Source organism: uncultured Romboutsia sp. (genome assembly GCF_958366745.1).
Lineage (GTDB): Bacteria > Bacillota > Clostridia > Peptostreptococcales > Peptostreptococcaceae > Romboutsia > Romboutsia timonensis.
The window spans coordinates 1-2,558 of record NZ_CATXCO010000293.1 but is presented as its reverse complement, the minus strand read 5'-3'; the positions used below and the strand labels follow the sequence as shown (position 1 = coordinate 2,558).

The 2,558-nt window shown below is 22.5% G+C and carries 3 protein-coding genes; all 3 read right to left on the bottom strand.

The features are described from left to right. Positions 1-71: 71 nt before the first annotated feature. The 3 genes from Q5F54_RS12915 to Q5F54_RS12905 all read right to left on the bottom strand — a co-directional run bounded on the left by Q5F54_RS12915 (position 72) and on the right by Q5F54_RS12905 (position 2,161). Positions 72-572, bottom strand: a complete 501-nt coding sequence (locus Q5F54_RS12915) for a YcxB family protein (protein WP_288306357.1) — start codon at positions 570-572, stop codon at positions 72-74. 212 nt (positions 573-784) lie between these two features. Next, positions 785-1,531 (bottom strand): hypothetical protein, encoded by a 747-nt coding sequence (locus Q5F54_RS12910; RefSeq protein WP_302334567.1) that lies wholly within the window; start codon positions 1,529-1,531, stop codon positions 785-787. Between the two features lie 129 nt (positions 1,532-1,660). Then, a complete protein-coding gene (locus Q5F54_RS12905; protein ID WP_302334566.1) occupies positions 1,661-2,161 on the bottom strand; it encodes a hypothetical protein in 501 nt (166 codons plus the stop codon). Positions 2,162-2,558: the final 397 nt, after the last annotated feature.

Here is a 2,558-nt window from a genome sequence, read left to right as displayed (position 1 = left end):
TCTTGTTTTAATATTATAGATTTGATCTATAATATAGTATTATTTGGGTATTAATTTTATATTATCTAAAATTAAAAACGCAAGTTAGATTTAGATAATATAAAATTCTTAAAATCATTATATGTTCCATGTTCAAATCCATCTTTTTTTATAAAAACTAATATATCCTCTTTACATAAAAAAATTAGCATATTATTTCTATTATAAATTTTTTTTAGGTTTTTATAAGAGATGGAAACTCTTGATCCGTTTGATGAAATAACTTCAAATATATCATTATAAAAATTAACAGATTCAAGGAGTTGTTCATAATTATTAATAGCTAAATATCGCTTATACATCTTTTTTGATCGTAATGTAGGCAAGATAAATATTAGATAAACACACATAAACATAAGATATATAGAAATAAATTTAGTGGTTAAATTACTTTCTGAATAAATAAAACCAAATAATGATGTAAATAAGAATAATAGTGAAAAAAATTTATCCCATTTACTAATAAAAGCTACACGGCATTCTAAAATAAGTTTTTCAGTTAATATAAAACTATTTTTAAATAAAATATCCATATTTTATTCCCCCTTAAAAAATATATAAATTAATTAAAATTATAAAAAATACACCTATTATTTTTGTATACCACAATTCTCATCTGCTTTTATATAGATTATACGATTAATAATATTATATCACATATGTAGGACTAAATACTTTTTATAAAAATAGGAACTTATGATTAATTATTTTTATTGCTATGTATATAAATAATATATTTAAATTTTTATGATACTTTTTCTATAATATTTTTATAATAATTTTGAAGTTTTATATCATTATTTGATCTAACCTCTGAATGACTTTTATTGATTTCATCAAGAATACTTTTTCTTTCTGATTTATTTTTTTTGTTTTTGTTGATATCTATTAAATCACGGACATAGATTCCTTCTTTATGAACTGCTATAGTCATATCAAAATAAGCCATCATAGATTGCTCTGATTTACCTTCTATATAAGATCTATGTATAAATTCTTTATATTTCATCTCAAGTTTATTAAAATCATCCAATACATTTTCTTTTGTTAAATTTGTTGCTATGAAGTTACTATATTCATTTTTAATAAATTTATAAAAAGCATTTAAATACTTTACTTTTTTTATATCATTATTGATTTCATCTTCGTTAAGTTCTGATATATCAGGGAAAGTACCTTGTAAACTAATCGGTACTTCTATGTAGTCATTAGCATAGATTACATAATTAGACTTAGTATCTGATTCTGAATCTTTGCCAAGATAATTTATTGCAGCATTTTCTAGCTCATCAAAAGTAGGAGATACATTTTCTAGTTCATTGGGAGTTACATTATCTCTATCAAGTATATCTGCAAGAGATATCTCTTGTTTTTCTTTATTATTTATTTCAGGATTATTTTCATCTTGACTATCTATATCGCTACATCCAATAGTACTTAATGATAGTACTATTATCGATAATAGTAACGAAATTTTAAATATTTCTTTCATCTCAAAATTCCCCCATTAATTTCATTTTATTTATTGGTATTATTATCCATATTGCATAAATAAAATATAAATGTCAATAAGTTTATATAAAAAATAGATAACGGATGTCTATAATCTGAAAAAAGTAGCTTATGCTACTTCTTTTTCTTTAAATAAAGTATTATACGAATCTACAATAACTCTATATTCATCTTCAGTTATAGAACTTTTTAAATACCTAAGATCACCTTTTTTTGCAGTTTCTACATATAAATTAAGATCTGTATCTATAAATACGTTATAAGGATAAAAGTCTACCTTTGAAGCCTCGCAATCAATGTATGTTGAAAGCCAGAATTTAACTATATTGTTTGAATCACTATAATTAATATCGAATTCTTCCTTTAAAATAGGTATAAATGTTTTTTCATTTAAAATATCTGTTATTTTTTGAACTGATTCAATTCTATCTTCTATAACAGATATGTGAGAATTTTCTACTTGTGATACCTTAGCAGGAGATCCATCTTCTGTCCATTTGTCAAAATCAAGTATCCTATAGCTATCTGGAGCGTGAATCACCTCATTGAATGGTTCCAAAGAATCAATACTTAAGTTAGTTGCTGAATCTTTTAAAGAATTTATAAACATTCGGATACTTCCTACTAACAAAGCAAAAGCAAAAATAATAAGTAAAGTAGGAACAATATATTTTTTTATCATAAGGCAAACCCCTTTCTTAATCTAGTAATATTAGATTTTATATTCAATAAATAACAATATCGAAGTACTTATTGAATATACGATTATGTTAACGAGAGAGAAACCTATTTCCATTATGTTTAATGTAATATTTATTTATATAATACACATAATGGAATATATGTGCAATTAGATTTATTTTAAAAAATACAGAAAAGAGTTTATTAGTAATTAATATGTTGTGATAGTTATTTTATTAAACATATTGAAATTACCATATAAAGTATTTTAATTCCTGAATTGTATAATTAAATCAGACAAATATATAAACAAAAAAAGACACTTA